This window comes from Hymenobacter miniatus, assembly GCF_016427455.1.
Lineage (GTDB): Bacteria > Bacteroidota > Bacteroidia > Cytophagales > Hymenobacteraceae > Hymenobacter > Hymenobacter armeniacus.
In genome coordinates this window covers 48,411-73,043 of record NZ_JAELXR010000020.1, presented here as the reverse complement: position 1 = coordinate 73,043, position 24,633 = coordinate 48,411, and the positions used below count along the sequence as shown (strand labels likewise).

The 24,633-nt window shown below is 65.5% G+C and carries 23 protein-coding genes and 1 tRNA gene; 11 read left to right on the top strand and 13 right to left on the bottom strand.

Annotated features, from left to right (window positions below; all coding sequences use genetic code 11):
• Positions 1 to 133: 133 nt before the first annotated feature.
• From JAO73_RS21740 to JAO73_RS21730, 3 genes are all read right to left on the bottom strand, one after another.
• Entirely contained in the window at positions 134 to 2,923 is a 2,790-nt protein-coding gene (locus tag JAO73_RS21740) for a S8 family peptidase (protein WP_198979393.1), read from the bottom strand.
• A 195-nt stretch (positions 2,924 to 3,118) separates the two neighbouring features.
• Positions 3,119 to 3,388, bottom strand: a complete 270-nt coding sequence (locus tag JAO73_RS21735) for a hypothetical protein (RefSeq protein WP_198979391.1) — start codon at positions 3,386 to 3,388, stop codon at positions 3,119 to 3,121.
• Between the two features lie 75 nt (positions 3,389 to 3,463).
• The gene (locus JAO73_RS21730) at positions 3,464 to 3,751 is read right to left on the bottom strand and encodes a sll1863 family stress response protein (protein ID WP_190923709.1); all 288 of its coding nucleotides are present in this window, start codon (positions 3,749 to 3,751) and stop codon (positions 3,464 to 3,466) included.
• A gap of 186 nt (positions 3,752 to 3,937) precedes the next feature.
• Here JAO73_RS21730 and JAO73_RS21725 point away from each other — a divergent pair, with 186 nt between their 5' ends.
• Complete coding sequence (locus JAO73_RS21725) at positions 3,938 to 4,375, top strand: energy transducer TonB (protein WP_198979389.1); 438 nt, start codon at positions 3,938 to 3,940, stop codon at positions 4,373 to 4,375.
• A gap of 9 nt (positions 4,376 to 4,384) precedes the next feature.
• Here JAO73_RS21725 and JAO73_RS21720 read toward each other — a convergent pair whose 3' ends face one another.
• Positions 4,385 to 4,939, bottom strand: a complete 555-nt coding sequence (locus JAO73_RS21720) for a hypothetical protein (protein WP_198979387.1) — start codon at positions 4,937 to 4,939, stop codon at positions 4,385 to 4,387.
• A gap of 32 nt (positions 4,940 to 4,971) precedes the next feature.
• Positions 4,972 to 5,745 carry an FIG domain-containing protein gene (locus tag JAO73_RS21715; RefSeq protein WP_198979386.1) on the bottom strand — a complete coding sequence of 258 codons (774 nt, stop codon included), beginning with the start codon at positions 5,743 to 5,745 and terminating at the stop codon, positions 4,972 to 4,974.
• Positions 5,746 to 5,868: 123 nt separating this feature from the next.
• Here JAO73_RS21715 and JAO73_RS21710 point away from each other — a divergent pair, with 123 nt between their 5' ends.
• Entirely contained in the window at positions 5,869 to 7,986 is a 2,118-nt protein-coding gene (locus JAO73_RS21710; RefSeq protein ID WP_198979384.1) for a TonB-dependent receptor family protein, read from the top strand.
• A gap of 111 nt (positions 7,987 to 8,097) precedes the next feature.
• On the opposite strand, the gene JAO73_RS21705 is transcribed toward JAO73_RS21710, so the two are convergent.
• Both JAO73_RS21705 and JAO73_RS21700 read right to left on the bottom strand, forming a co-directional pair.
• Entirely contained in the window at positions 8,098 to 8,376 is a 279-nt protein-coding gene (locus JAO73_RS21705; RefSeq protein WP_198979377.1) for a hypothetical protein, read from the bottom strand.
• Positions 8,377 to 8,455: 79 nt separating this feature from the next.
• A complete protein-coding gene (locus tag JAO73_RS21700) occupies positions 8,456 to 8,920 on the bottom strand; it encodes a hypothetical protein (protein ID WP_198979375.1) in 465 nt (154 codons plus the stop codon).
• A gap of 128 nt (positions 8,921 to 9,048) precedes the next feature.
• Here JAO73_RS21700 and JAO73_RS21695 point away from each other — a divergent pair, with 128 nt between their 5' ends.
• Entirely contained in the window at positions 9,049 to 9,324 is a 276-nt protein-coding gene (locus JAO73_RS21695; protein ID WP_198979373.1) for a GNAT family N-acetyltransferase, read from the top strand.
• Between the two features lie 112 nt (positions 9,325 to 9,436).
• Here the strand turns inward: JAO73_RS21695 and JAO73_RS21690 are convergent, their stop codons facing one another.
• Complete coding sequence (locus tag JAO73_RS21690; protein WP_198979372.1) at positions 9,437 to 11,779, bottom strand: endonuclease; 2,343 nt, start codon at positions 11,777 to 11,779, stop codon at positions 9,437 to 9,439.
• A gap of 170 nt (positions 11,780 to 11,949) precedes the next feature.
• Between JAO73_RS21690 and JAO73_RS21685 the strand changes: the two genes are divergently transcribed.
• On the top strand, positions 11,950 to 12,252 hold the full coding sequence (locus tag JAO73_RS21685; protein ID WP_198979364.1) for a rhodanese-like domain-containing protein: 303 nt from the start codon (positions 11,950 to 11,952) through the stop codon (positions 12,250 to 12,252).
• 142 nt (positions 12,253 to 12,394) lie between these two features.
• Here JAO73_RS21685 and JAO73_RS21680 read toward each other — a convergent pair whose 3' ends face one another.
• From JAO73_RS21680 to JAO73_RS21670, 3 genes are all read right to left on the bottom strand, one after another.
• On the bottom strand, positions 12,395 to 14,332 hold the full coding sequence (locus JAO73_RS21680) for a RecQ family ATP-dependent DNA helicase (protein ID WP_233169346.1): 1,938 nt from the start codon (positions 14,330 to 14,332) through the stop codon (positions 12,395 to 12,397).
• Positions 14,333 to 14,567: 235 nt separating this feature from the next.
• Positions 14,568 to 14,960: a hypothetical protein gene (locus JAO73_RS21675; protein ID WP_198979362.1), complete on the bottom strand. Its 393-nt coding sequence runs from the start codon at positions 14,958 to 14,960 to the stop codon at positions 14,568 to 14,570.
• Positions 14,961 to 15,078: 118 nt separating this feature from the next.
• The gene (locus JAO73_RS21670) at positions 15,079 to 15,891 is read right to left on the bottom strand and encodes a hypothetical protein (protein WP_233169345.1); all 813 of its coding nucleotides are present in this window, start codon (positions 15,889 to 15,891) and stop codon (positions 15,079 to 15,081) included.
• A 544-nt stretch (positions 15,892 to 16,435) separates the two neighbouring features.
• Between JAO73_RS21670 and JAO73_RS21665 the strand changes: the two genes are divergently transcribed.
• Positions 16,436 to 17,338: a COG4315 family predicted lipoprotein gene (locus tag JAO73_RS21665; RefSeq protein ID WP_198979360.1), complete on the top strand. Its 903-nt coding sequence runs from the start codon at positions 16,436 to 16,438 to the stop codon at positions 17,336 to 17,338.
• 99 nt (positions 17,339 to 17,437) lie between these two features.
• Here the strand turns inward: JAO73_RS21665 and JAO73_RS21660 are convergent, their stop codons facing one another.
• Positions 17,438 to 18,097 (bottom strand): ABC transporter ATP-binding protein, encoded by a 660-nt coding sequence (locus tag JAO73_RS21660; protein ID WP_190923742.1) that lies wholly within the window; start codon positions 18,095 to 18,097, stop codon positions 17,438 to 17,440.
• Between the two features lie 138 nt (positions 18,098 to 18,235).
• On the opposite strand from JAO73_RS21660, the gene JAO73_RS21655 reads away from it, so the two are divergent.
• Both JAO73_RS21655 and sucC read left to right on the top strand, forming a co-directional pair.
• Positions 18,236 to 19,393 (top strand): glycoside hydrolase family 113, encoded by a 1,158-nt coding sequence (locus JAO73_RS21655; protein ID WP_198979359.1) that lies wholly within the window; start codon positions 18,236 to 18,238, stop codon positions 19,391 to 19,393.
• Positions 19,394 to 19,555: 162 nt separating this feature from the next.
• Positions 19,556 to 20,752, top strand: a complete 1,197-nt coding sequence (sucC, locus tag JAO73_RS21650) for an ADP-forming succinate--CoA ligase subunit beta (RefSeq protein ID WP_198979357.1) — start codon at positions 19,556 to 19,558, stop codon at positions 20,750 to 20,752.
• A gap of 108 nt (positions 20,753 to 20,860) precedes the next feature.
• Here the strand turns inward: sucC and JAO73_RS21645 are convergent, their stop codons facing one another.
• Positions 20,861 to 21,328 (bottom strand): Ohr family peroxiredoxin, encoded by a 468-nt coding sequence (locus JAO73_RS21645; protein ID WP_198979355.1) that lies wholly within the window; start codon positions 21,326 to 21,328, stop codon positions 20,861 to 20,863.
• 165 nt (positions 21,329 to 21,493) lie between these two features.
• Here JAO73_RS21645 and JAO73_RS21640 point away from each other — a divergent pair.
• The 4 genes from JAO73_RS21640 to JAO73_RS21625 all read left to right on the top strand — a co-directional run bounded on the left by JAO73_RS21640 (position 21,494) and on the right by JAO73_RS21625 (position 24,627).
• Positions 21,494 to 21,568, top strand: a tRNA-Arg gene (locus JAO73_RS21640).
• A 120-nt stretch (positions 21,569 to 21,688) separates the two neighbouring features.
• Complete coding sequence (locus JAO73_RS21635) at positions 21,689 to 22,273, top strand: Crp/Fnr family transcriptional regulator (protein WP_233169344.1); 585 nt, start codon at positions 21,689 to 21,691, stop codon at positions 22,271 to 22,273.
• 160 nt (positions 22,274 to 22,433) lie between these two features.
• A complete protein-coding gene (locus tag JAO73_RS21630; RefSeq protein ID WP_198979353.1) occupies positions 22,434 to 23,378 on the top strand; it encodes a VOC family protein in 945 nt (314 codons plus the stop codon).
• A 229-nt stretch (positions 23,379 to 23,607) separates the two neighbouring features.
• Positions 23,608 to 24,627: an Atu2307/SP_0267 family LLM class monooxygenase gene (locus tag JAO73_RS21625; RefSeq protein ID WP_198979347.1), complete on the top strand. Its 1,020-nt coding sequence runs from the start codon at positions 23,608 to 23,610 to the stop codon at positions 24,625 to 24,627.
• Positions 24,628 to 24,633: the final 6 nt, after the last annotated feature.

Here is a 24,633-nt window from a genome sequence, read left to right as displayed (position 1 = left end):
CGGTCCAGGTTGCAGGCAAGCAATAAATACGGGTTTTTTATAGCCACGATGGCGCTTGCTCGTCCGTATTTAGCAGGGTGTCCTCCGTATAAACCCCCGCCCGGACCGGCTGCCGCCCCGGTGCAACGGCCCCTTACCGCACCAGCACGACCCGGGTGAGCAGGCCACCCGCTCCCCGCGCCTGTAGCACGTAGAAGCCCGGCGCCAGCCCCATCACGTTCAGGCTCAGGCTGCGGCCACTGGCGGCCTGGCGTAGCACCACTTGGCCCACGGCGTTGGTCAACTGCACGCTCGAGGCCCCAAACTGGGCGGGCAGTTCTACCTGCAGCGGCCCGGCAGTGGGGTTGGGGTACACCTCAAACCCGGCCGTGGTCGCCGCGGCGCGCGCGGGCAGCAGGGTGGCGTAGGCCTGCGCCGCGGCGTCGGCGCTGGTTTGCAACTGGGCCAGGGTGGGGGCCACCAGCAGGGCAAAGGTTACGGTGGTGGAGTCGCCGGGCGCCAGCCGGGCCAGGCGCGTGCCCACCACCTGCGACACGTCGGCGCCGCCGGGCAGGCCGGCGGTGCGCTGGGCCCGGGCCGTGCCGCTGCTCAGGGTCAGGAACTTCTCGGCGGGCGAAAACCCGTCGGCCAGCCGCACGGCCGCGCCGACTGGGGCACCGTTGTTGATGGAGTACACCGCCGGCGTACCGCCTTTCAGCAGGCGTAGGCCGGCGTAGAGGGCCGGCCCCGCTTGGGGCGTGGTGGTGCCCAGCACGTAGCAGTAGCCCAGGGCGCGGGTGCTGTCCCAGGCGGCGGCGTTGTGGGCCGCGCCGTCGGAGTTGGGCAGGTCCCAATCGGCGAAGAGGCCCGCATGCAGCGGCTTAAGCGTGTCAGGCGTGATGTTTTTGAGGGAGTATTCCAGCAGCACAAAGTCGCGGCGGCCGGCCGTGGCCCAGGCGTAGGCCCGCTGGCGCACGGCCACGCCCACGCTGCGCACCCGCGGCCCGGCGCCGGGAATGGTGTCGCGGAAGGCTGCCCGGGCTTCCTGGTCGGCGCGCGGGCCGGGCTGCTGGCGGGTGGCCTGCGCCAGGCTGAAAAAGGATTGTCGCGACTGCCCGCCGCTGGTGCGCAGGCGGTCCGACACGCGGGTGGGGCTGGTGGCCAGCAGCAGGCCGCCCTCGCTCAGCACGTTGCTGCTGCCGCGGTAGCTCAGGCCCGTGCCGATGGTGCCGGCCAGGTTGTCGTAGCCCAGGTTGCCGCGGCTGGTGAGGGTCAGGGCCAGGTCGTTGGCGTTCAGCACCACGTAGTCGGGGTTGAGTTGCAGGTCCACGTACTGGTCGTACTGGAAGCCGCCGGTGGCCGTGAGGCGGTAGCGCAGCGTGGCGGTGGTGTTGAGCGGAATGCCGCTGGCGGCCACGGCCAGCCGGAAGGGCGCGGCGGCGTTGCTGGCGCGGCCCAGCGTGGCCAGGCTGCCCACCGCAAAGCTGCCCTGCCGCACCACCACGTAGGGGGAGAGCGACGTGAGCGTGACCGTGAGGCCCGCCACCGGCTGCAGCAGGTTTTGCACGTCGGCCGTCAGACGCAGGGTGTCGCCGGGGGCGTAGGCGGCGCGGGCCGGCGCAAACGTGCTGCTCACCACCCGCGCTTCCTGCAGGTTGGCACGCGTGAGGGCCTTCAGCACGTTCAGGCGGCCCGTGCCGAGGCGGCCGGCCCAGGCCGCGTTCACGGGCAGGGCGTCGATGTTGTCGGTGGTTTGGCGCAGGCGGGCCATCACCTGGGCCGCGGTGTACTGCGGAAACACCTTGCGCACCAGCAGGGCCGCGGCCGCCGTGAGGGGCGCGGCAAACGAGGTGCCGCCCACGGCGCCGTAGTCGCGGTCCTGGGCGCCGTAGGTGGTCACGATGCTCAGCCCCGGCGCCACCATGTCGACGCGGCGATTGAAGGTGGCGCCGGGGCTTTTCTGGTCGGTGTTCTGCACGCCGCTCACCGACAGCACGTGGTCGTAGGAAGCGGGGTAAAACAGCACGTCGGTATTGGAGTTGCCGGCGGCGGCCACCACCACGGCGTCGCGGTTCACGGCGGCGTAGGTGATGGCGTCCTGCTCGAAGCGCGAGTAGCCGCCAATGGCGCCCCAACTCAGGTTGATGACCTGGCAGCCGTGGTCGGCGGCGTACACAATGGCTTCGTAGCCGCCAAACGTGCCCGTGGGCGTGTTGGGGTAAATGTTCAGGGGCATGAACTTGCACAGGTTGCCCAGGCCGGCCAGGCCTATGCCGTTGCCCACGCGGGCCGCCGCCACGCCCGCCACCTGCGTGCCGTGGTAGATGGCGGGGTCGAAGCCCGAGTCGTTGTCGTTGTTGGCAAAATCCCAGCCCGTGAAGTTGTCCACGAAGCCGTCGTTGTCGTCGTCGAGGCCGTTGATGGGGTCGGCGTAGTTGTGCTTCACCTGCTGGCGCAGGTCTTCGTGGGTGAGGCGCATGCCGCCGTCGGTGATGGCGATGACCAGGCTGGTGTCGCCGCGGGTCACGTCCCAGGCGCGGTAGGCCTGAATCTGCTTGAGGTAAAACTGGCTGTTGGTGATGTCGGTCAGCGTGGAATCGGCCAGCGGGTCGTTGGGCTGGTACAGCGGCGCCCGCACGTAGAGCGGCTCCACGTACTCCACGGCGCCGGTAGCCAGCAGCGCGGCCCGCGCCTTGCCCAGCGCTAGGCCGGCCGGCACCTCAAACTGGTAGATGCCGCGCAAGTCCACGCTGCCCGGGCGCTCGGCGCTGGGCGCCTGGGCATGCGGGAATTTCTGGTGCAGCCCGGCCGCGCCCAGCCGGCGCAACGCCGCCTCCAGCTGGGCCGGGGCGTGGCCGGGGCGCAACTTCAAGACCAAGCGGCCGGGGATGGTGGGCGGCGCGGTCTGGGCCCAGCCCGGCACTGCCAGTCCAATTGCAACCAAGAATAAGAACAGGTGTAACGCGTTTTTCATCAGGCAGAAGCGTAAAGGATATAGCAGAAGTAAAGATACCTTTTACGCAGCCCGAGCCCGCTTGGCTTGCGCCGCTGGGCCAATTATTTCTCGCGGCGCAAGCCCTGGCCCGTGGCCGGCCCGGACGCAAAAAAAGCCCCGCTTCGGCCGAAGCGGGGCTTTGAATTAATGGGCCGGCTTGAGGCGGTTGCCCTTGCTGTATTTGAAGGGCTTGGGCGCTTTCACGGTTTTGGAGCGCTCCAGGCTGCGCGGGTTCAGGTCGATGACCGGGCGGACGTTGTTTTCGGGCCGGAAATGGGTTTTGGCCGTTTTGCCGCGGCTGCTTTCCGAACTGTGGGAAAACGCGCGCTTGGCCTTCATTTTGGGCTTGTGTTGGGCCTGGGCAGTGCCCGCCGCCCAACCAAGCAGGAGCAGGAGGATAACTAACTGTTTCATAACGAGGCGGACAATGCGTAAGTGAGAGAAGGAAAAATCGTGGCTGGCCCGGAGGTCTGGTCCGTGAACGGTGAATTAGAGCAGGTTACGCACGTCGTCGCGCAAGGATTCAATACCGTGCCGAATTTGCGAAAGCAGACCCGCGTCGGCGCTGTCGGCCGGCGATTCGCCCAGTTGCTGGGCCAGCAGGGCGCGCTTGGTTTCGAGGGCGTCGGCGTGCTGCTGGTAGGTATTGGGCGAGCCGGCCGCCGTGGCGTGGGCGCGGTTGCGCAGGGTTTGGATTTTGGCGTCGAGCTCGTCGAGGGCCTGGCGCAACTCGGCGTCGGACAGCTGCGGCGCGCGGGGGTGGAGGGGAGTGGACATGGCGGAAGGAGAATCAAGCAAGTAAATCGGAGTAGTGTACTGCGTTTGCCGCCGAAAAGATGCCCCGTGCCCCCGCCCCCGCCCTCTGGGCCAACACAAGCACAACGCAAGCATAACCGCCCGCTCAACCTGGGCCTGAGCCACTCCGGTAGTTTTGCCCCGTCAAGCAATTTCCCGTTTGCGCTCATGCGTCGCACCCTGATTGTAGCCGGCGGCCTGCTGGCGGCGGGCGCCGGCCCGGCCCGCGCCCAGGCCGTGTTGGCGGCCCCGCCCACAGGCCCGTCGGCCCCTGAAACCGCCGCGCCCCCCACCGTGCTGGCCTACGCCGAGCAGATGCCGGCCTTTCCGGGCGGCGAAGAAGCCTTCCGGCGCTACCTCAGCGCCAAAACCCGCTACCCGCCCGAGGCCGAGCGGCTCAACCTGTCGGGCACAGTCTACGTGCGCTTTGTGGTCGACGAAGCAGGCCGCATTCGCGACGCGGAAGTAGTAAAAGGAGTCGGGGCTGGCCTCGACGAGGAGGCTCTGCGCCTGGTGCGCCTCATGCCCTGGTGGACGCCCGGCCGCCAGCACGGCCAGCCCGTGCGGGTGCAGCGCACGCTGCCCATCAGCTTTCGGCTGCGTTAGCGCAAGCACCTAGACTGGCCACTGCCGCGGCAGCCCGGCCTCGCGGGCCAGCGGGGCGGCGCCCGATTGCCAGAGCGCGGCCAGCACGGCGTTGGCGGCGTCGGCCAGCTCCACGTGGTAGTCTTCGTGCAGGCGGGCGGTTTGTTTCAGCGCTTCGTGGGTGCGCTTGGTGAGGTGCTGCAGTAGGGGCTGGGTGGGACCGTGCAGGCGGGCCGTCACCTCGGCCTGGTGCCGAAACACGTTGGCCAGCAGGCGCCAGCTCAGCTCCACTTCGCCAAAGGCGTCGTCGGTGATTTTGGCGTGGTAAGCCAGCCGGGCCTGCAGCTGCCGTAGTATCACGAGCAGGTCGTTGGGCGTTTGGTGGTAGCCCCGCACGGGGTCGTCGACCTGGGCGCGTAGCACAGCGCGGCGGGTTTCCAGCGCATCGGGCCCTTCCAGCAAGCGGAAGGCCAACTGCTCGGTGAGCACGGGGTCGAGGGCCACGAGGCGGGCCAGGAGCTGGTCTTTTTCTCGCTCTGGCAGGTTGAAAAGGGCGCGGCGCAGGTCGGGTGGGAGGGCGGGCATGGAGCAAAAATACCGCGAGAAGCAGCGGTGGGTTACGGTCGCCACTGCCACGCGGCCCGCCAGAGCGCCAGTGTTGCCATCAGCGCCAGCAGGAGCAGGGGCGCTTCCCATTCCGGAGTGCCCAGCAACTCCCACGGTTCGTTGAACTGCGATGCGTGCAAGGCCCAATTTTCAGTGTTCAAGATGCGGACCCAGAAGGCCGGCGCGAGTGGCAGGTCTGCGGGCTGTGCTGTCGGTGCTTCCCGCGGCATTTCGGGGGCCGGCGTGGGCCCTAGCAAAGGGTCGCTCCACTGTTGGCGCCGGAGCGGTCCATTGAAGGCGTAGAAAGTGGTTTCGGTGCGCGGATGGTACAGGTCGAAGAAATACTTCTTGACATTGTAGCGGTTCATCAGGTCCAGCACCCAAATCATCGATGCATAGCGGGCATTGGGTCCGAATCTGACTCGTAGGCCATCGTGCGCAGGAACGGCTTCCCAGACCCGGGCAAGCTCCCGAATGGCGGATTCCGCTTCGCGTGCCGCCAACGAATCGAGCGCGCCACCCCGCCCAAATTCCACCGTGTGCCATGTGCGGAAGCGCGGCAGCTCAGAATAGCGCATCCGCGGGCCCATGCCCGGCATTGTGCCCCACAAAAAATCAGAGTTCGACACGGGCGGCATCGTGAGCTGCAGCACAGTATGCAAGGTTAGTTGCGCCCGGTGCGCACCCAGCATCACGCACCCCAGCCACAGCAACCCCGCCAGCGCCAACAGGCCCGGCGGAAACAGCAACTGGCGGCGGTGGCGACGGGGCAGAATGAAGTGCATAAATGGAATGAGAGCGAGTCAGCCTGAAGACCTGGTACAGTTTGCAACGCCGAAAATGGCGAGAAATGTACGCGCCCGTCCAACATTTACCGTATTCCGCTGGTCTGTGCCGTTGTCATTCTTATGCCCTACCGTTTCCTGCTTCTATTGCTACTCGGCCAGCCGCTGCTCGCTGTCCGCGCCCAAACCGCACCCGCCGATACCGCCCGCGACGTGGCCCTGCCCGAGGCCACCGTCACGGGCTACGGCCAGCGGCTGCCGCTGCGACGCACCGCCGCCGCCATCGGCGTGCTCGATGCCCGCGCTATCCAGCAGTTCAACCCCGCCGCCCTCACCCAAGCCGTGAATACGCTGCCCGGCGTGCGGCTGGAGGAGCGCGCCACGGCCAGCTACCGGCTTAGCATCCGGGGCAGCACGCTGCGCTCGCCCTTCGGGGTGCGCAACGTGAAGGTGTACTACAACGGCATTCCCTTCACCGAGGCCGGCGGCAGCACCCCGCTCAACCTGCTCGACCCCGCCTTCATCGGTCGGCTCGAAATGCTAAAAGGCCCGGCCGGCAGCGTGTACGGGGCCGGCACCGGCGGCGTGGCCCTCTTCGGCACACCCGAAGTGGCGGCGGGCAGCCGCGTGGCCGCCGGCGCCACGGTGGGCAGCTACGGCCTGCGCCGCAGCACCCTCACGGCCGAAACCAGCAGCGCCACCAGCAGCGTGCGCGCCCAGTACGCCCACCAGGAACTGGACGGCTACCGCCAGCAGAGCGCCCTGCAGCGCGACGTGTTCGCGCTGGACCTGCGCACCGTGGCGTCGCCCAAAACCACGCTGGCCGCGCACCTGCTCTACGCCGACATCAGCTACCAGCTGCCCGGCGGCCTCACGCGGGCGCAGTTCGAAGCCGACCCGCGGCAGGCCCGGCCGGGCACGGCCACCGCGCCCGGCACCGTGGCCCAGCAGGCGTTTTACGCCTCGCGCACGGGCCTGCTGGGCCTCACGCACGGGTATGCTTTTACCGACCGGCTGGACGTGCAAACCACGCTGTATGGCAGCGGCACGGCCATTCGCACGCCGTATCTGGTCGACTACGAGCGCAACACCGGGCTGGGGCTGGGCGGCCGCACGGCCCTGAGCTACCGCACGGCGCTGGCCGGGCGCGTGCTGCGGCTGCAGGGCGGGGCCGAGTACCAGGCCGGCTTCACCAACGGCCGCAGCTACCAGAACAACGGCGGCACGCCCGGCCCGTTGCGCTACGACGACGAAATCACGACCACCACGGGCTTCGTCTTTGCCCAAGCCGACTACAGCCTGCCCGCCGATTTGCTGCTGACCGTGGCCGCCAGCTACAACCGCCTGCGCTACGGCATCGGGCGGGTGAGCGGGGTGGCCACCCCCGTGGGCAGCTACCAGTTCGGCCGAAGCTTCCGGCCCGAGGTGTCGCCCCGCGTGGCGCTGCTAAAGGAGTTTGGCTTGAATCTGTCCGTTTATGCCAGCGTGAGCACGGGTTTTTCGCCGCCCACCATCGACGAAATCCGGCCCTCCGACGCCAGCCTCAACGGCGACCTGCAGGCCGAGCGCGGCACCAGCTACGAAGTGGGCACGCGCGGCCAGCTCCTGGGCCAGCGGCTGCGCTACGAACTGAACGTGTTTGATTTTGAGCTGCGCGAAACCATCGTCAGCAGCACCACCGACCAGGGCATTGTGGTGTTTCGCAACACCGGCCGCACCCACCAGCGCGGCCTCGAAGCCGCCCTGAGCGGCTGGCTGTGGCAAGCCGCGGCGGTGCCGGCCGCCACTGCCGGCCCCACCACGGCTGCCGAGCCCACCGGCCTGCGCGCCTGGGCCAGCTACGCCTACAACGACTTCCGCTTCGGTAGCTACCCCAGCGGCGGGCCGGACCTGGCCGGCAACCGCCTCACGGGCACCGCGCCGCACACCCTCAGCGCCGGCCTCGATTTCAGCGAGCCCCACGGCTTCTACGTCAGCCCCAACCTGAGCCACCAGGCCCGCGTGGTGCTCAACGATGCCAATACCGCCGAAGCGCCCGGCTACTGGGTTTTCGGGGCCCGTGGCGGTTGGCGCCGCACCTTCAGCGGCCACCTCGAAACCAACCTTTACGCCGGCCTCGACAACGCCACCGACCGGCGCTACAGCCTCGGCAGCGACCTGAATGCCTTTGGCGGGCGCTACTTCCAGCCGGCGCCGGGCCGCGCCTGGTACGCGGGCGCCACGGTGGGCTGGCGGTTTTGACGCCCGCGGCTTCATAAAAGAATGAGGGATGAAGAACGAGGAATGACCGTTAAGGCCGATTCTTCGTTCTTCATCCCTCATTGTTAGGCCCCGCGGTTAAGCTGCGAGCGGCTAGTTCGGGCCTTGCTCTTCGGGCAGGGTGTAGGCGCGGTCGCTGGGGTCGGTGAGCTCGCGGGGCAGGTTCTCGTCGGAGGCTGGGGCGGGGCCGGGCTTGGTCATCGCCTGGATGTCGGAGCGCAGCGAGTCGTCCATCTCGTCGGCTTTCTCCTGGCCCGAGGCGTTGTTGTCGTCGAGCACCTGGCCGTAAGTGGCGGCGTCGAGCATGGGGGTGGAAGCGCCGTCCTCGGCGTCGGGGGTTTCGTCGAACGTGTTGGGGTTGTCGGGCGACATAAAAAATGCGGTTAGCGGTGAAAAGCAAAAAGAGCGGCGCAGCGGCCGGCGCTACGCACCGGCCGCTGCGCCCGGTCCATTATTGACCGTTAGAAGTATCGGTCGACTCGTCGCGGGTGTTGTGCGAGCCGCCGCCGGCGTAGCGCGGGTCGTCCTGGGCCCAGGCGGCTCGCTGCACGTCGCTGTCGGCGTCTTGGGTGGCGCGTACGGCGGCGGGGTCCTGGTTCTGCTCCACGTGGCCGGGCTGGTCTTCGGGGTTGCGCGGGGCTTTGTGGGCGTCCTTCTCACGGTCACGGAACTCGCTGAACTCGTCGGGGTTGTCGTTCGAGCCGTCGCGGCCGGCCGGCGTGGCGTTGGTGGGCTGGGCCGCGTAGCTGGCGGCCATGGGGGCCGAAGGAGCTACGCCGCCAAACTCGCCGTAGTTGGGGCTGCTGGCGTCGATGATGGGGTCGTTGGGATTGGGGCGGGCGGCCGCGGCACGGTCTTGCTGGTCTTGCGGGCGATAGTCGTTTTCCGGCGGCAGGGGGTGGTTTTGCGTATCCATGGGAAAGAAGAAGTAAAAAGGGTATGAGACGAGCAAAGCCCATCTTTGCCTTCCTGTACGCAAACCAGCCGTCGCCGTTCATCCGGGCCCGCAAGGCCGTCCATTCTCATCCATATTTTTCAGTCCTCATGGCCATTACCCACAACCCCACCGACCAGGAATTCACCACCGCCCGCGACGGCTACCAGGCCGAGCTGGCCTATGCCCGCCCGGCCGACGACGTCATCGACTTCACCCACACCTTCGTCGACGAAGGGCTGCGCGGCCAGGGCGTGGCCGAAGAGCTGGCCCGCGCCGCCCTCGACTATGCCCGCCAAGAGCACCTCAAAGTAAAAACCACCTGCAAATTCATGGCCGGCTTCGTGAAGCGGCACCGCGCCGAGTACGAGGATATCCTGGCGTAAAGCTCGGAGTAGAGATGCAAGTAGGCGTCTCTACCTCGGGTTGATAATCGCCCAATAAAAAAGCCCCGGCACTGTGCAGTGCCGGGGCTTTTTTACATGATGACAAGTGGCGCTATTGCACCACCACTCGCCCGGTGTATTCCACCGCCTCGCAGCTCACGCGAATGGCGTAGAGGCCGGCGGGCAAGCCGCGCAGGTCCACCGATACGGCATCGGTGGCGCTGAGCTGGGCGGTGCGCTGGCGCACGGCGCGGCCCAGCATGTCGAGCACTTCCACGGTGGCGGGGCGGGCGGCCGGCACGCCGGGCAGGCGGAGCTGCACGGTTTCCGAAGCCGGATTGGGGTAGATTTCAAGGGCATTGCGCAGCGTGGTCACGTTGCGGCTGGCCGTCGGGATGAAGCAGGCTGAGCTCACGTAGGAGCCCACGCCGGCGTAGTTGTCCACGCCGCCCGCGCTCCAGGTGCTGCTGCCGTTGGGGCCGTTCCAGCGGCCGCCCTGGCTGGTGGTGGGCTGGCGCACCAGGGTGTTGTTGAGGGTCGAGCCGTTGGGCACGGTCCAGGCGCCGCCGGTGGGGTCCTGGCCAATCACGCCGATGACGTCGAGCGTGTCGGTGCCGTCGAAGAGGGCCACCGCGTCGTTGCCATTAAAGAAGGCCACGTTGCTTTGCACGTCGGTTTGGGCGGCCACGCCGGTGTCGGTCACGCCGGTGTTGGCGATGACGTACACATCACCCGGGGCAATGGTGCCCGTGAGGTTCAGGGTGGCGGTGGGCGCGGTGGCGCCGTTGGCGTATAGCACCACGCGCTTGCCGGCCAGCGGCATGGGCGTCAGGGTGGGGTTGTAAATCTCCAGCACCTTGGTGTTGCCCACGTTCGACTCCACGTATTGCGAGAAGTAGGCCTTGGTGCAGGGCGCGCCGGCCGGGGCCGCGTCGTCGTTCAGAATGGTGAGGGTGTGGGCGTTGGGCTGGCCCACAATCACCGTGGCGTTGGAGGGCGTGCCCAGGCGCAGGCGCACCGTTTCGTTGGGCTCGAAGGTAGCGTCGCCGTTCACCGTGACGGTGATGGCCTGCGTGAGCGCCGTGCTGCTGAAGGTGAGGCTGGTGGTGTTCAGGGTGTAGTCGGCGGGGCTGGTGGCGTTGCTGTTGGCCGCGTCCACCGTCACGGGCACCGTGAAGCTGCCGGTGGGCAGGGTGCCGCTGGCCGTCACGTTCACGGTGTAGGTGCTGGTGCCGCTGTTGCCTTCCTGAATGGTGCCGCCGGCCGTGGCAAAGGCCACCGTGGGCGCCGGCCCATCGTCGTTGGTGATGGTGAGCGTGTGGGTGCCGGGCGAGCCCACGCTGTTGCCGGTGCTGGGGTTGGTGAGGGTGAGCACCACGGTTTCGTCGGCTTCGGGCTGGGTGTCGCCGGTCACGGTCACGGTCACGGTCTGGCTGGTGCTGCCGGCCGGGAAGGTCACCGTGGCGGGCGAGGCAAAGGTGAAGTCGGAGCCAGCGGTGGCCGTCGAGTTGGCGCCGTCCACGTTCACCTGCACGGTGGTGGCGGCGGTGGCGGCGGGCGTCAGGCTCACGGTGAAGGTGTAGGTGCTGGTGCCGGCGTTGCCCTCGTTGATGGCGCCGCTGGTGCTGGCAAAGCTGAACACCGGGCCGGGAGGCGCCAGGTTCCAGGCCGTGGCCACGGTGCCGGGGTAGGCAATGTAGGGGTTGAAGTTGCCCTGGCTGGCGGCCACGCGGTTGTTGCGCTCAATCTCGCGGGCGTCGACCGGGTCGGCCAGGTGCCAGGCGTAGAGGGTGTTGATGTCGGCCACCGAGTTGATGTCGCCGTGGCCGGTGTTAATCAGCGCCTGTTGGCCGGCGTGCATGGTGTAGAAGTAGAACACGGCGCGGGCCAAGTTGCCCTTGTGGTCTTCGCGGGGCTCAAACTGGGTGTTGGTGTCTTCGCTCCACTCGGCAATGTTGGCCGTGGGGATGGTGGCCTGGCTCACGAGGCCGCGCATCCAGGTTTGGGTGGTGGCGTCGGGGATTTCGGCAAACGGGTCGGAGCCGCGCAGGTTGTTCCAGGTGTCGTAGGTGGGGTAGAGGTGGTGCATGTCGGAGCGCATGCGCACCACTTCGCTAAACCACGACTGCGGCACGGTGTGCTCGCAGTTGATGCGCGTCACCACGCCGGTGCTGGTGTTGGTGGCGCTGTAGGGCACGGTTTCCTGGTAGCCCGAGTACACGCAGGTTACCAAGTTGTTGTAGTTGTCGGCGTAGTTGTACATCTTGCCGCGGGCCGTGGCGTAGCTCAGCTCCACGCGCTTGCCGTCGTACCAGTTTTGGCGGTACCAGTCGCGCAGCTGCAGGCCGGAAAGGTTGGCCGGCGGCGCGGCCGGCATGGGGGGCACCGTCTGGGCCTGCAGGGCCGCCGGCGCCAGGCCGAGTGCTACCAGGCACAGCGTAAAGTAGTTTTTCATCGAATAAAAAGAGAAGTAGTGGTGGGAAAGAAAATGACGTCGGTGGCAGAGGGAAGCAGCAAAGATAAGCGTTTGGCGAAGCCCCGTTAAGGCCTCGTCCGTTACGAAACCGAGAAGACTTCGGCCGTACTTTCGCCGTCTCATCACCTCACCATTCCCTTTCATCAGCCATGGCCGACATCACCCCCGCCGAACTCCGCCAACGCCAGCAAGCCGGCGAAACTCCCCTCCTCATCGACGTGCGCGAAACCTGGGAGCACGAAGAAGGCCGCATTCCCGGCGCCCAAAACATCCCCCTGAACTCCCTGCCCGAGAAGCTCGACGACCTCGACGAGTGGAAAAACCAGGAAATCATCGTGCACTGCAAGGGCGGCGGCCGCTCGGCCTCGGCCAAGGCCTTCCTCACCCAGCAGGGCTTCAGCAACGTGCGCAACCTGCTGGGCGGCTACCAGGCCTACACGGCCGAAGCATAACCTCACCCCCTGACCCCCTCTCCAAAAAAGAGGGGGCACCGGACTTGCTCCTGACAAGTCAGGAAAAGGGAATCGACTTCACGAGCCGGTGCCCCCTCTCTTTTGGAGAGGGGGTCAGGGGGTGAGGTTGCCGTGGGGCGGGTCACGGCAGCACCAGCCGCCCGTCGGGCGCATACGCCAGCTCGCCGCGGTCCACCATTTCGCGCACGGCGTCCGTCACGGCCGCCGCGTCCTTGGGCGGAAACCCGGCCAGCAGCTCCCGTGGCGAACGGGCCGCCTGCCGCACCTGCGCCAAAATCGGCTCGCGCAGCGAAGGCGCCTGCTCGGCTGTTTGGGCTGCTTTTTTTTCGGCCAGACAGATGTCGCACACCCCGCAGCGGGCCGGGTCGGTTACGTCGAAGTAGGTGAGCAGCAGAATCTGGCGGCAGCGCGTGCCGCTCAGGTACTGGGCCACGGCGTTGGTTTTGTGGCGGGCCAAGTCGCGGGCAGCCGTCATCTTCACCTGGTCGAGGGGCAGCTTGGCGGCGTCGAAGCGCGGCGTGGTGAACATCGCCTGCGGCGACTCCTGCTTGGGCTGGTAGTGCAGAATGCCCGCCGTGTGCAGGTAGCGCAGCTGCTGGCGCACCTCTGTCACGCTGCGGCGCAGGTGCGTGGCCAGAGCATTCTCCGAAATGGTCTGGAAATCCGAAAACAGCTCGCCGCCGTGTATGCGCAGCAGGGCCTTTATCAATTGGTCGTGCTGCGCGTTAGCCACCTGGAAGGCGTACAAATCCTGGTGGTTAATCACCAGGTGCACCCGCGCCGGCTGGTTCACGGCCTCGTTCAGCTGCACAAAGCCTTCGCGCTGCAAAATCTTCAGCGAGTTGTGCGCGTCCACGGCCTTGATGCGGTAGGTCTCGGCAAACTGCTGCATGTCGAACTCGAACGCCGCCAGCTCGCCGCCGCCCACCGCCGTGCGCGAGTAGTTGGCCAGCGCTTGGTACACGCGCTTCACCGTGTCGAGGGGCGGGAACGACTGGTTGGTGCGGCGGCGCAGCTCGTCGGCGTCGTTGGGCCCGGCCAGCAGCACGGCGAAGGCAAACAGGTTGTCGCGCCCGGCGCGGCCGGCTTCCTGGTAATAGGCCTCCAGCGTGTCGGGCGCGTCGAGGTGGGCCACCAGGCGCACGTCGGGCTTGTCGATGCCCATGCCAAAAGCGTTGGTGGCCACGATGAGCCGGATTTTGTCGGCTATCCAGTCCTGCTGCACTTGGGTACGCTTCTCGGCCGGCAAGCCCGCGTGGTAGGCCGCCGCCGGAAACCGGTGCTGCTGCAGAAACGCGGCCGTGTCCTCCGTCTGCCGCCGCGTGCGGGCGTACACGATGCCGGTTTTGCCGGGCCCCACGCCACGCACCACTTCCAGCAGCCGGCGCAGCTTGTCCTCGGTGGGGAGCACCGAATACGACAGCTTGGGCCGCGCAAAGCTCTGCCGAAACACCCGCGAGCCCTCCCCAAACTTCAGCTTCTCCACGATGTCGGCCTGCACCTGCGCCGTGGCCGTAGCCGTGAGGGCGATGACCGGCACGCCGTTGGGCAGCTTCTCGCGCAGCTCGGCAATGCGCAGGTAGGGCGGCCGGAAATCGTAGCCCCACTGCGAGAGACAGTGCGCCTCGTCCACGGCCAGCAGCCCCACGTTCATCTTCGCCACCCGCACCTGGAACAGTTCCGTGAGCAGCCGCTCGGGGCTCACGTACAGAAACTTCACGTTGCGGCCGTACACGCAATTGTCCAGCGCGTGGTCGATTTCCTGGTGGCTCATGCCCGCGTAAATGGCCTCGGCCTTCAGCCCGCGCTTGCGCAGGTTGTCCACCTGGTCCTTCATCAGGGCAATGAGCGGCGACACCACGAGGCAAATGCCCGGCCGCGCCAGCGCCGGCACCTGAAAGCAGATGCTCTTGCCGCCGCCGGTGGGCAGCAGCGCCAGCGTGTCCTGTCCGGCCAGCACCGAGTTGATGATGTCTTCCTGCCCCGGCCGGAAAGCCGTGTGCCCCCAGTGCTCACGCAGCAGGGTCAGGGGCATAGCTTCGGTAGGAGGGGCGGACATGGGGCGAAGATAGGACCGTTTGTACGCGGCAGTTGCTTCCTTTACAGCATCCCTGCAAGCTATTAAAGCGCCAAAAGAGCGCAAAAGCGCATTAGGAGCGAGTTCACGAAACTCATGCTGACTTTGCGTTTCGTGAACGTTGAATTGTGGACGAGTTTCTTAAACCTTGTGAGCAACGCAGGGAGCATCAGCAAATTTGTAAGCTCCCATTTGCAGAGGTTCACTTAAACGAGCGTTAAGATTGTTCTCTTCGCAATCGCCCTGCACTACTGATGACTGCGTAGCCCCCCAAGAGGAAAAGGGCGCCCCACGCAATATCCTCGCCCGGACGGTACGAACCCGGAAAAAGGAAGACATCGGGATGCGTATCTAAGTGTTGCAGTTGCACGGTCTGCCCGGGGCGAAGCTGTTCGCAATGTTCGCGGCCCACCTTCACCGAGTGCTCCTGCCCTTGGTAAGTAAAGTGCAGGAATCGGAACGCAGCCGAGGCATTGCAGTCCGCGCGTACGACCTGCACCGGGACCAACGGCCCGGTTTGAGCCACGTCATGCTCCGCTTTTTTCCCGGAGAAAACAGCACAACACAGCAGGATGAGCAGTATGCCGCCGATTAAGTTGAATGTGTGCAAAGCAGGAGTAGATACCGAGAAGCGAAGTTCAGGTAAACGGTGGTAAATCCAAACTAAACCGACAAAAAAAGCCCGGCACCTTGCGGCACCGGGCTGGTAGAGATAGAAGCGAAGTTGATTAAGCCGCGGCCTTCTCGCCGTTCTCGCGGTCGTCGATGGCTTTGCGCAGCTTGGCAATGGCCTGCACGGCGCGCTCCTCGTCGAGGCGGTTGATGTTGAGCAACATCTTGGTCTTCTCCGGACGGGTGATGACCGGGTGGTTCAGCAGGCGGATGATTTCTTCTTTCTGCGAAGCCGTGGCGTACTGCACCGGCGCAGCTTGCTCGGCCGCTACGGCGGGTGCCTCGGCGGGCACTACCTGCATGGCGGGCACGGCCTGGGCCACGGCAGCAGCCGGGGCCGGAGCGGCGGCTTGCGTGTTGGTGTTGTAGTCCATTTCCTCAGCAGGCGTGGGCTCGTAGCCGGCGGCGCGGATTATCCAGGCCAGGCAGTTGCGGTAAGCTTTGCCGATGGCGCGGGTCTGGGCCATGCTCATGATGGCAAACTCCTGGTAGAATTTCTTGCCGCTCTCCTTGTTGGAGCACACGGCAAAGCCGGCGCCCACGGTGGCGTTGTGGCGCAGGTCAAACAGCGTGACCTTGGCCTGGTACTTCATTTCCTCGGGCGAGCTCACGTTGATGACGTGCTCCACGATGGGCACGATGCCCAGGCGCGAGCCCGCGTACTGCCAGCCCTCCACGTTCACGAACTCCTTGCCCTGCACGTTCGTGGTGAGCTTGTTGTCTTTGATGAACTTGGCAAGGTCCTTCGCCAAGTCCAGCGTTTCGTCGGAGCGGCTGATGTCAAAGCTCTCGACTTTTACTTTTTTGGTAATGTCCTTGGTGGTTTTGGTGGCCTCGTTCATGGCGGTGTGGTGTGTTAATGTGTCCAACTGATGTTCGTGAGTATAACCCAAAGATAGAAAGAAACGTGCCAAAAAAGCCAAAAATATTGGTAAATTTTATTGCTGTAAATCAGTGTTTTATCAGCAATAAGAAAAATACGTATGGCTAATCAGGTTGGGAATACGCTGCTCGGGACTGCAACACCGGTGGCTTTGCTAAAATTCCGGCTGTCTCCACATTCTCCTGATGCCTTCTGGCCCAATCCCGACGGGCCGGAAGGCATTGTTTTTTGCGCCGAGCCAACCTTTTCCCGGCTGCCTCCGAGTAGCAGGTAAAGCCCCCGGCCCCGGCGCGACTGACTCACCCAGGTCTGCGCAGTAGGGCGTTGGCTGGCCCGTGAACGGGCGGCTATTCCGTCGGCGCCGACGGCGGCTGCCCGCTCACCTGCCGGCTGCTCGATGCCTCTTTTTCGGCTGGCCCGCCCACTGGCCGTGCCCGCTTTTGCCCGTCGCCTTCCGGCCGGGTCAGGGCCCGCAGTGCCCATGCCAGCCGGGCCTCCTTTTTCACTCACCACCAAACCAACCACTATTCATGGCACATTCAGCACACTCATTTCTGGGGCGTTTCCGGCGCGTGGCCCTTGCGCTCGCGCTGTTGGCTTCGCTGGGCGCCGGCGTGGCCGGCTGCAAAAAAGATTCCACGCCCGAAATCGACCAGGACGCCGTGGCCAACGTGAAGCTGGCCAACTCGGCCACCCTGGGCACTTACCTCACCGACGCCGACGGCAACACGCTCTACCTCTTCGCCCGCGACGTGGACGGCACCAACGCCTGCACCAGCGCCACTTGCATGCCCCTGTGGCCCGTATACTACCAGGCCGACATCAAAGTGCCCAAGGCCCTGAACGCCGGCGATTTCAGCACCAAAACCACCGCCGACGGCCGCCCGCAGACCACCTACAAAGGCTGGCCGCTCTACTATTACGCCCCGGCCGTGGGCGGCGTCAACACCCGCGAGGCGCCCGGCACCACCGGCGGCAACGGCATTGGCGGCATCTGGCACGTGGTGAGCCCCAACTACGGCGTGACCCTGGCCAGCAAAAACGTGGAAGACAAAACCACCCGCGTGGTGGCCAGCCGCACCTACCTCGTCGACGGCCTGGGCCGCACACTTTACTTCTTTGCCAAAGACAACGGCGCCACGCCCGCCACGCAGGCCACCAACTGCACCGGCAACTGCGCCGCTATCTGGCCCGCCGTGTACAAGAGTGCGCCCCTTGTGCCTTCCACGCTGCGCGCCAGTGACTTCGGCACCATCACCCGCGAGCCCAGCACCACCACCGGCCCCTACGGCACCACCACCAGCACACGCGAGCAGCTCACCTACAAGGGCCGCCCGCTCTACTACTACGTCGGCGACGGCGCCACCCGCGGCAAAGTGGAAGGCCACAACCTCGACGACTCCGGCGACAAGTGGTTTGCCGCCGCGCCGTGAGGGAGCAGCGCCCACTGCTTTAGCTAAAAACCCTGTAAAACAAAACGGTCCTGCTGCGCTTGTCGAAGCAGGACCGTTTTTTGTTCTTGCTTAGGCCATTTAGCCGCCTTCCAGGATGTGGCCGTCGCGCATCACAATCTTGCGGTCGGCCATGTCGGCCAGCTGTTCGTTGTGCGTCACGATGACGAAGGTCTGGCCCAGTTCCTTGCGCAGCAGGAAGAAAATCTGGTGCAGCTCCTGGGCATTTTTGGTATCGAGGTTGCCGCTGGGCTCGTCGGCGAAAATGATTTCGGGGGAGTTGATGAGGGCGCGGGCCACCGACACACGCTGCTGCTCGCCGCCGCTCATTTCGCTGGGCTTGTGCTCGGCGCGGCCTTCCAGGTTGAGCATGCCGAGGAGTTCGCGGGCCCGCACGCGCACTTCTTTTTCGGAGCGGCCGGCCAGGTAGGCGGGCAGGCACACGTTTTCGAGGGCCGTGAACTCGGGCAGCAGGTTGTGAAACTGAAAAATGAACCCGATGTGCCGGTTCCGGAACCGGGCCAAATCATTGCGCCCCAGGGAGCTCACCGATTCACCGTCGAACAGCACCTCGCCCGAATCGGGGTTGTCGAGCGTGCCCAGAATGTGCAGCAGCGTGCTCTTGCCCGCGCCCGAGGAGCCGACGATGCTCACGATTTCCGACTTCTCAATCGTCAAATCGATGCCCTTGAGGACGTTCAGAGCGTTGTAGCTCTTGTGAATGTTGATAGCTTGCAGCAACGGAGCCGGCGATAGACGTGAACGGAATGCAGTAGTGACAAAGCTACGCACAATCCGGTGGCAGCCGCGCCGGGCCTGCTGCGCCGCCACCGTTTTGGGGTGGCTATCTTTCAGTTGATGACTCAGATTTTGTTGCCGATGTCCGCTTTTTTTTCGGTCCGCCGCTGGCCATGGGTTGCCGTGTTGGCGCTGGCAATGGGCGTGGCCGGCTGGCAATGGCAGCGCACGGTTTTCCAGCGGCGAAATGCGGGGGCGGCCCAGGCGCTCGGCGCCGACCTGGACCGCGCGCTGCTGCTGCCCGCTGCCCCCGGCGCGCCCTACGACAGCACCCGCTTGCGCGGCGTGAGCTGGGTGGGCAGCGACTCGGTGACCGCCGCCGAGCTGGCCCCGCTGCTGCGCGACCACGTGACCTGGATAGCCCAGATGCCCTTCGGCTGGCAGGCCGGCGCCGCCGAGCCCGGCATTCGCACCAACACGGCCCGGCCCACCGGCCGCCGCGGCCTCTGGGGCGAAAGCGACGCGGGCCTCGTGTACACGGCCCGGCTGGCGCGGCAGCACGGCATCCGCACGCTGCTCAAGCCGCACCTGTGGGTACGGGGCCGCAACGCCTGGCCCGGCGACATCAACATGAGCAGCCCGGCCGACTGGGACGCGTGGTTTGCCAATTACTCGGCCTTCATCCTGCACTATGCCGCCCTGGCCGAAAGCGCGCAGTTCGACGGCCTGTGCATTGGCACCGAGCTCCTGCACGCCACCGAGCCGGCCCACGACAAAGCCTGGCGCGGGCTCATCAAGCGCATTCGGAAAGTGTACCACGGCCCGCTCACCTACGCCGCCAACTGGGCTGTGGAGTACCAGCAAATCCGGTTCTGGGACGCGCTGGATTATGTAGGCATTCAGGCCTATTTCCCGCTGAGCACCGCCGCCAGTCCGTCGCTCGACACGCTTGTGCGCGGCTGGCAGCCCCATTTGCGCGAGCTGGCCGCTTGGCAGAAAAAGGTGAGGAAGCCCATTGTGTTCACCGAAGTGGGCTACAAAGCCACCCCCGACGCCGCCGCCAAGCCCTGGGAGTGGCCCGAGCGCACGGCCCTGCCCGAAGCCCCCGACGAGGCCACCCAGGCCCGCTGCTACGAAGCGCTGTTCCGGGCCACCTGGGGCCAGCCGTGGCTGAAAGGCCTGTTTATCTGGAAGTGGTACCCGGGCCTGGCGCCCGACGGCCCGGCCCGCCGCCACGCCGATTTCACGCCCCAGCACAAGCCCGCCGAAACCGTGCTGGCGCGCTGGTACGGGCAGTAGCGCGGGCTTTTAGTCCGCGAATGAACAGTTCGGGCGCGGGCTAAAAGTCCGCGCTACCGATGCCCGCCTGCTAATTAATTGGCGCAATGATGGCCCGGACGCCGTACTTTCGCGTCTGCAACCGCAGGGCTGCAAGGCACAACCCACCCCTTTACCGTTTTTATGAACATTCACGAATACCAGGGTAAGGAAATCCTGAAAAAATACGGCGTTCGCGTGCAAGAAGGCATCACCGCCGACACCCCCGAAGAGGCCGTAGCCGCCGCCGAGAAGCTGACCGCCGACACCGGCACCAGCTGGTACGTCATCAAGGCGCAAATCCACGCCGGGGGCCGCGGCAAAGGGGGCGGCGTGAAGCTCGCCAAAGGCATCGACAAGGTGAAGGACATTGCCAGCGAAATCATTGGCATGCAGCTCGTGACCAAGCAAACCGGCCCCGAAGGCCGCAAAGTCCACAAAATTCTGGTGGCTCAGGACGTGTACTACCCCGGCCCGAGCGAAACCAAAGAATACTACATGAGCGTGCTGCTCGACCGCACGCTGGGTAAAAACGTCATCATCTACACCACCGAGGGTGGCATGGACATCGAGGAAGTGGCCGAAGCCCATCCCGAGAAAATTCACCGCGAGCACGTGGACCCCGCCGTGGGCCTGCAGGGCTTCCAGGCCCGCAAAATTGCGTTCAACCTCGGCCTGGAAGGCGACGCGCAGAAGGAAATGGTGAAGTTCGTGACGGCCCTTTACAAGGCCTACGACGAAACCGATTCCAGCATGTTCGAAATCAACCCCGTGCTGAAAACGTCGGACAACAAAATCCTGGCCGTTGACGCCAAGGTGACGCTGGACGAAAACGCCCTCTACCGCCACAAGGACTTCGTGGCCCTGCGCGACCTCAACGAGGAAGACCCGCTGGAAGTAGAAGCGTCGAACAACAACCTGAACTACGTGAAGCTCGACGGCAACGTGGGCTGCATGGTGAACGGCGCCGGCCTGGCCATGGCCACCATGGACATCATCAAGCTGAGCGGCGGCGAGCCCGCCAACTTCCTCGACGTAGGCGGTGGAGCCAACGCCCAAACCGTTGAGGCTGGCTTCCGCATCATCCTGAAGGACCCGAACGTGAAAGCCATCCTGATTAACATCTTCGGTGGCATCGTGCGCTGCGACCGGGTGGCCAACGGCGTGGTAGAAGCCTACAAGGCCATCGGCGACATCCGCGTGCCCATCATCGTGCGCCTGCAAGGAACCAACGCCGAAGAAGGCGCTCGCATCATCGACGAGAGCGGCCTGAAAGTATCGTCGGCCGTGCTGCTGAAAGATGCCGCCGCCCGCGTGAAAGAAGTGCTGGCTAACGCGTAGTTGTCAGTTGTTCGTTGCTAGCAGCAAAAAGGCCCGCCTGACGACTCAGGCGGGCCTTTTCATTGAAGCTGTTCGTTGAGTTAACAACGGACAACGAGCAACGAACAACTATTTCCCGGCCACGCCGGCGTTTTCTTCGGCCTGCACCGGCAGGGCTTTGCCTTGCACGCGCAGCTCCACTTCCATGTTGCCACGGGTGCCCACCGAGTAGGGGCAGATTTTGTGGGCGTAACGCACCATCTCAATGGTTTTGGCTTCGTCGAATTTCTTCAGGTCCACGTCGAGGATGGCGCTCAGGCCGTAGCCTTCGCCTTCCTGAAACAGTGTGACGGAGCAGGTCACGGTGCTCTCCTTGTCGAGGGTGTCGCCGTTGCGCTGGGCCGTGACCAGCAGGGCCTGCTGAAAGCACGAGGCGTAGCCGGCGGCAAACAACTCTTCGGGGTTGGTGGCGCCTTTTTTGCCGCCCAGGCCCTCGGGAACCGACATTTCCAGGTCGATGACGCCGGTGGCCGAGCGAACGTGGCCGCTGCGGCCACCAACGGCCGAAGCATCGGCCGTGTACAGGTTCTTCTTCATAAAAACAGAGTGGAAGGTGATGGAATTTTCAATGGGTAGGGTACTGGCTTAACTGGTTTTGGGGCGCTGGGGTTGTGCCGCCCGGCCAGCCGGACCGAGGAATTTGCCCAAGCTATTTGGTAGCCATGCGCTTTTAAGGCTACTTTTGCAGTCCTATCACGTACCGGCCACGTCGTACAACGGATAGTATGAGAGTTTCCGAAGCTCTTGATTTAGGTTCGATTCCTAACGTGGCCACCAGAAACCCCGTTTCCAGCTTGGAAACGGGGTTTTTTATTTTGCGGCGGTAGCCGGTTGGCCGGGCCGCACCTGCTGGCATCACCGCCTCGGGCGGGCCAGCGGCGGAGCTACCTTCACGGCATGGCGCTTTCTCCTGCTCTCGACTTGCTGCGGGCCCACCTGCAGGCCCGCGTGTCCATCACCGCCGCCGACTTTGCCGTTTTTGCGCGTCATGTGCGCCCCCTGGCCCTGCGCAAGCGGCAACACCTGCTGCTGGCCGGCGCCGTGTGCACAGACCTGGCTTTTGTGACGAAGGGTTGCCTGCGCAGCTATTCGCTCGCTGCCCAGGGGCAGGAGCATACGCTGCAGTTCGCCCCTGAAGACTGGTGGGTGTCGGATTTGTATAGCTTCCTGACCCGGCAACCCAGCACCCTGAACATTGATGCGCTGGAGGACGCGCAGGTGTTGCTGCTGGCGCAGGCCGATTTGGAAACCGTTTACGCCGAATGCTCCGTGTTTGAGCGCTACATGCGCCTGCTCCTGCAAAGCCGCTACGTGGCCCTGCAGGAGCGGGTGAATGCCTCCCTGAGCCAGACGGCGGCCGAAAAATACCAGCACTTCGTGCACCAATATCCCACCATTGTGCAGCGGGTACCGCAGCACGTCATCGCCTCTTACCTGGGCATCACGCCCGAGTCGCTGAGCCGGGTGCGGCGGCAGCTGTAGCGCCGGGAAGTCCACGCACAGGAGGCCGGGCGGGAGGACTGACCAAGCGGTGAATATTTTCTTATCCTAGGATAAGGCGTCGGGGTAGGGAAGGAGGCAACCTTTGCCGCGTGCTTCGCGGAGAAAACGACTCTCGGCGCTTTCGCACCCCCTACTTGCCATGAACCCGAACCTGCTCCCGTATCCTTCCTTGCCCGCCGAGCGCATCGGCATTCACCCGCCCGTCGAGCTGCCGGCCGCCATTCGCCTGGGCACCGTGCACCTGACGGTGGCCAGCCTCGACCGCTCGCTGTCCTTTTACGAGGGCGTGCTGGGCTTTCAGCGGCTGCGCCGCACCCCGGCCGCCGATGGCCAGCTCGCCACGGCCGAGCTGGGCGTGGCCGGCCGCCCCGACGACGTGCTGGTGGCCCTCTACGAGCAGCCCGACGCCCGCCCCGTGCCGCGGCGCGGCCGCCTGGGCATCTACCATTTTGCCCTGCTGCTGCCCACCCGCGCCGACCTAGGCCGTTTCTTGCGGCACGCCCAGGCGCTGGGGGTGCACGTGGGCTCGTCTGACCACCGCTACAGCGAGGCCACCTACCTCACCGACCCCGACGGCTTCACCGTTGAAGTGTACCGCGACCGGCCCCGCGCGGAGTGGTGGGTGTCGGCGAAGGGCGAAATTCAGGCGGCCCTCGACCCACTTGATGCGGTGGGCGTGCTGCAGGCGGCCGGCACCACGGCCTGGCAGGGCCTGCCGGCCGGCACCACCATGGGCCATCTGCACTTTTACACGGGCGATTTGGCGCAGGCAGCCGCCTTTTACCACGAGGCGCTGGGCTTCGACGTGATGACCTGGAGCCTGCCGGGCGCCTTGTTTGTGGCGGCCGGCGGCTACCACCACCACCTGGGGCTCAACGTGTGGGCGGCGGGTTCGCCCGCCGCCACCGCGGCCGACGCCCGCCTACTCCGCTGGGAACTGTGGTGGCCCGATGCCGCCACTCGCGATGCCGCCGCCGGCCGCCTGCAAGCAGCCGGCTACCCCGTGGAGCCTACCGCGACCGGGCCCCTCGTCGCCGACCCCTGGGGCATTCGCCTGCTGCTGCGCGCCGAGCCATCTGCTTAATCGCAGCCATTGATGGCTATTGCTTGAATGGCGTGAGGGCCGCGTGGAAGTTATAGGGAAATAGCCCTGAAATCAGAGGAGACTGAGGTGCGTCGTCACTTTTTCTCACGTCATCAGGAAGCTTAATTTTTGGAGAGCTTGAACAATGTATGTACATTTGATGTATGTACATTTGAAACGTAGTTTTAGCACGGCTTAGACCATTCATCCTCGACGTTCCTCATCTCTCATGGAAATTGGCATTGATAGTTTCGCCTCGCACCTGCTGCAAAACGGCGGCACGCCCCTGAGCGGGCAGGAGGCCATGCGGCTGCTGCTCGAGCGCATTGAGCGCGCCGACCAGGTGGGCCTCGACGTGTTCGGCATTGGCGAGCACCACCGGGCCGAATACCTCGACTCGGCCCCGGCCGTAATTCTGGCGGCTGCCGCGGCGCGCACGCAGCGCATCCGGCTGACGAGCGCCGTGACGGTGCTCTCGGCCGCCGACCCCGTGCGCGTGTTTCAGGAATACGCCACGCTGGACCTGATTTCGCAGGGCCGCGCCGAAATGGTGGTCGGAAGGGGCTCGTCTACCGAGGCGTTTCCGCTGTTTGGCTTCAGCCTCAATGACTACGACGAGCTGTTTGCCGAAAAGCTCGACCTGCTGCTGGCCATCCGCGACACCGAGCACATTCGCTGGCAGGGCCAGTACCGGCCCGCGCTCACCGGGCAGGGCGTGTACCCGCGCCCGGCGCAGGCGCAGCTGCCCATCTGGCTGGGCGTGGGCGGCACGCCCGAGTCGTTTGTGCGGGCCGGCGCCCTGGGCCTGCCGCTGATGGTGGCCATCATTGGGGGCGACACCCACCGCTTTCGGCCCCTCATCGACCTCTACCGCGAGGCGGGCCGCCGCGCCGGCCACACCCCCGAACGGCTGAAAGTGGGCCTGCACTCCTTGGGCTACGTGGCCCCGACCACCGAAGAAGCCGTGGCCGACTTCGTGCCCGGCTACCTGGAAACCTTTAGCAAGCGGGCCCGCGAGCGGGGCGGCAGCCCGCTCACGCGCTACCATTTCGACGCGCAGGCCGGGCCGCTGGGGGCCCTGCTGGTGGGCAGCCCCGAAGAAGTGGCGGCCAAAATTTTGCGCCACGCCGAGGCACTGGGCGGTATTTCGCGGGTCACGTTTCAGATGGACGTGGCCGTGCTGCCGCACGAGAAAATCCTGCGTGCCACGGAGCTGCTGGGCACCCGCGTGGCCCCGCTGCTGCGCTAGGCCGTT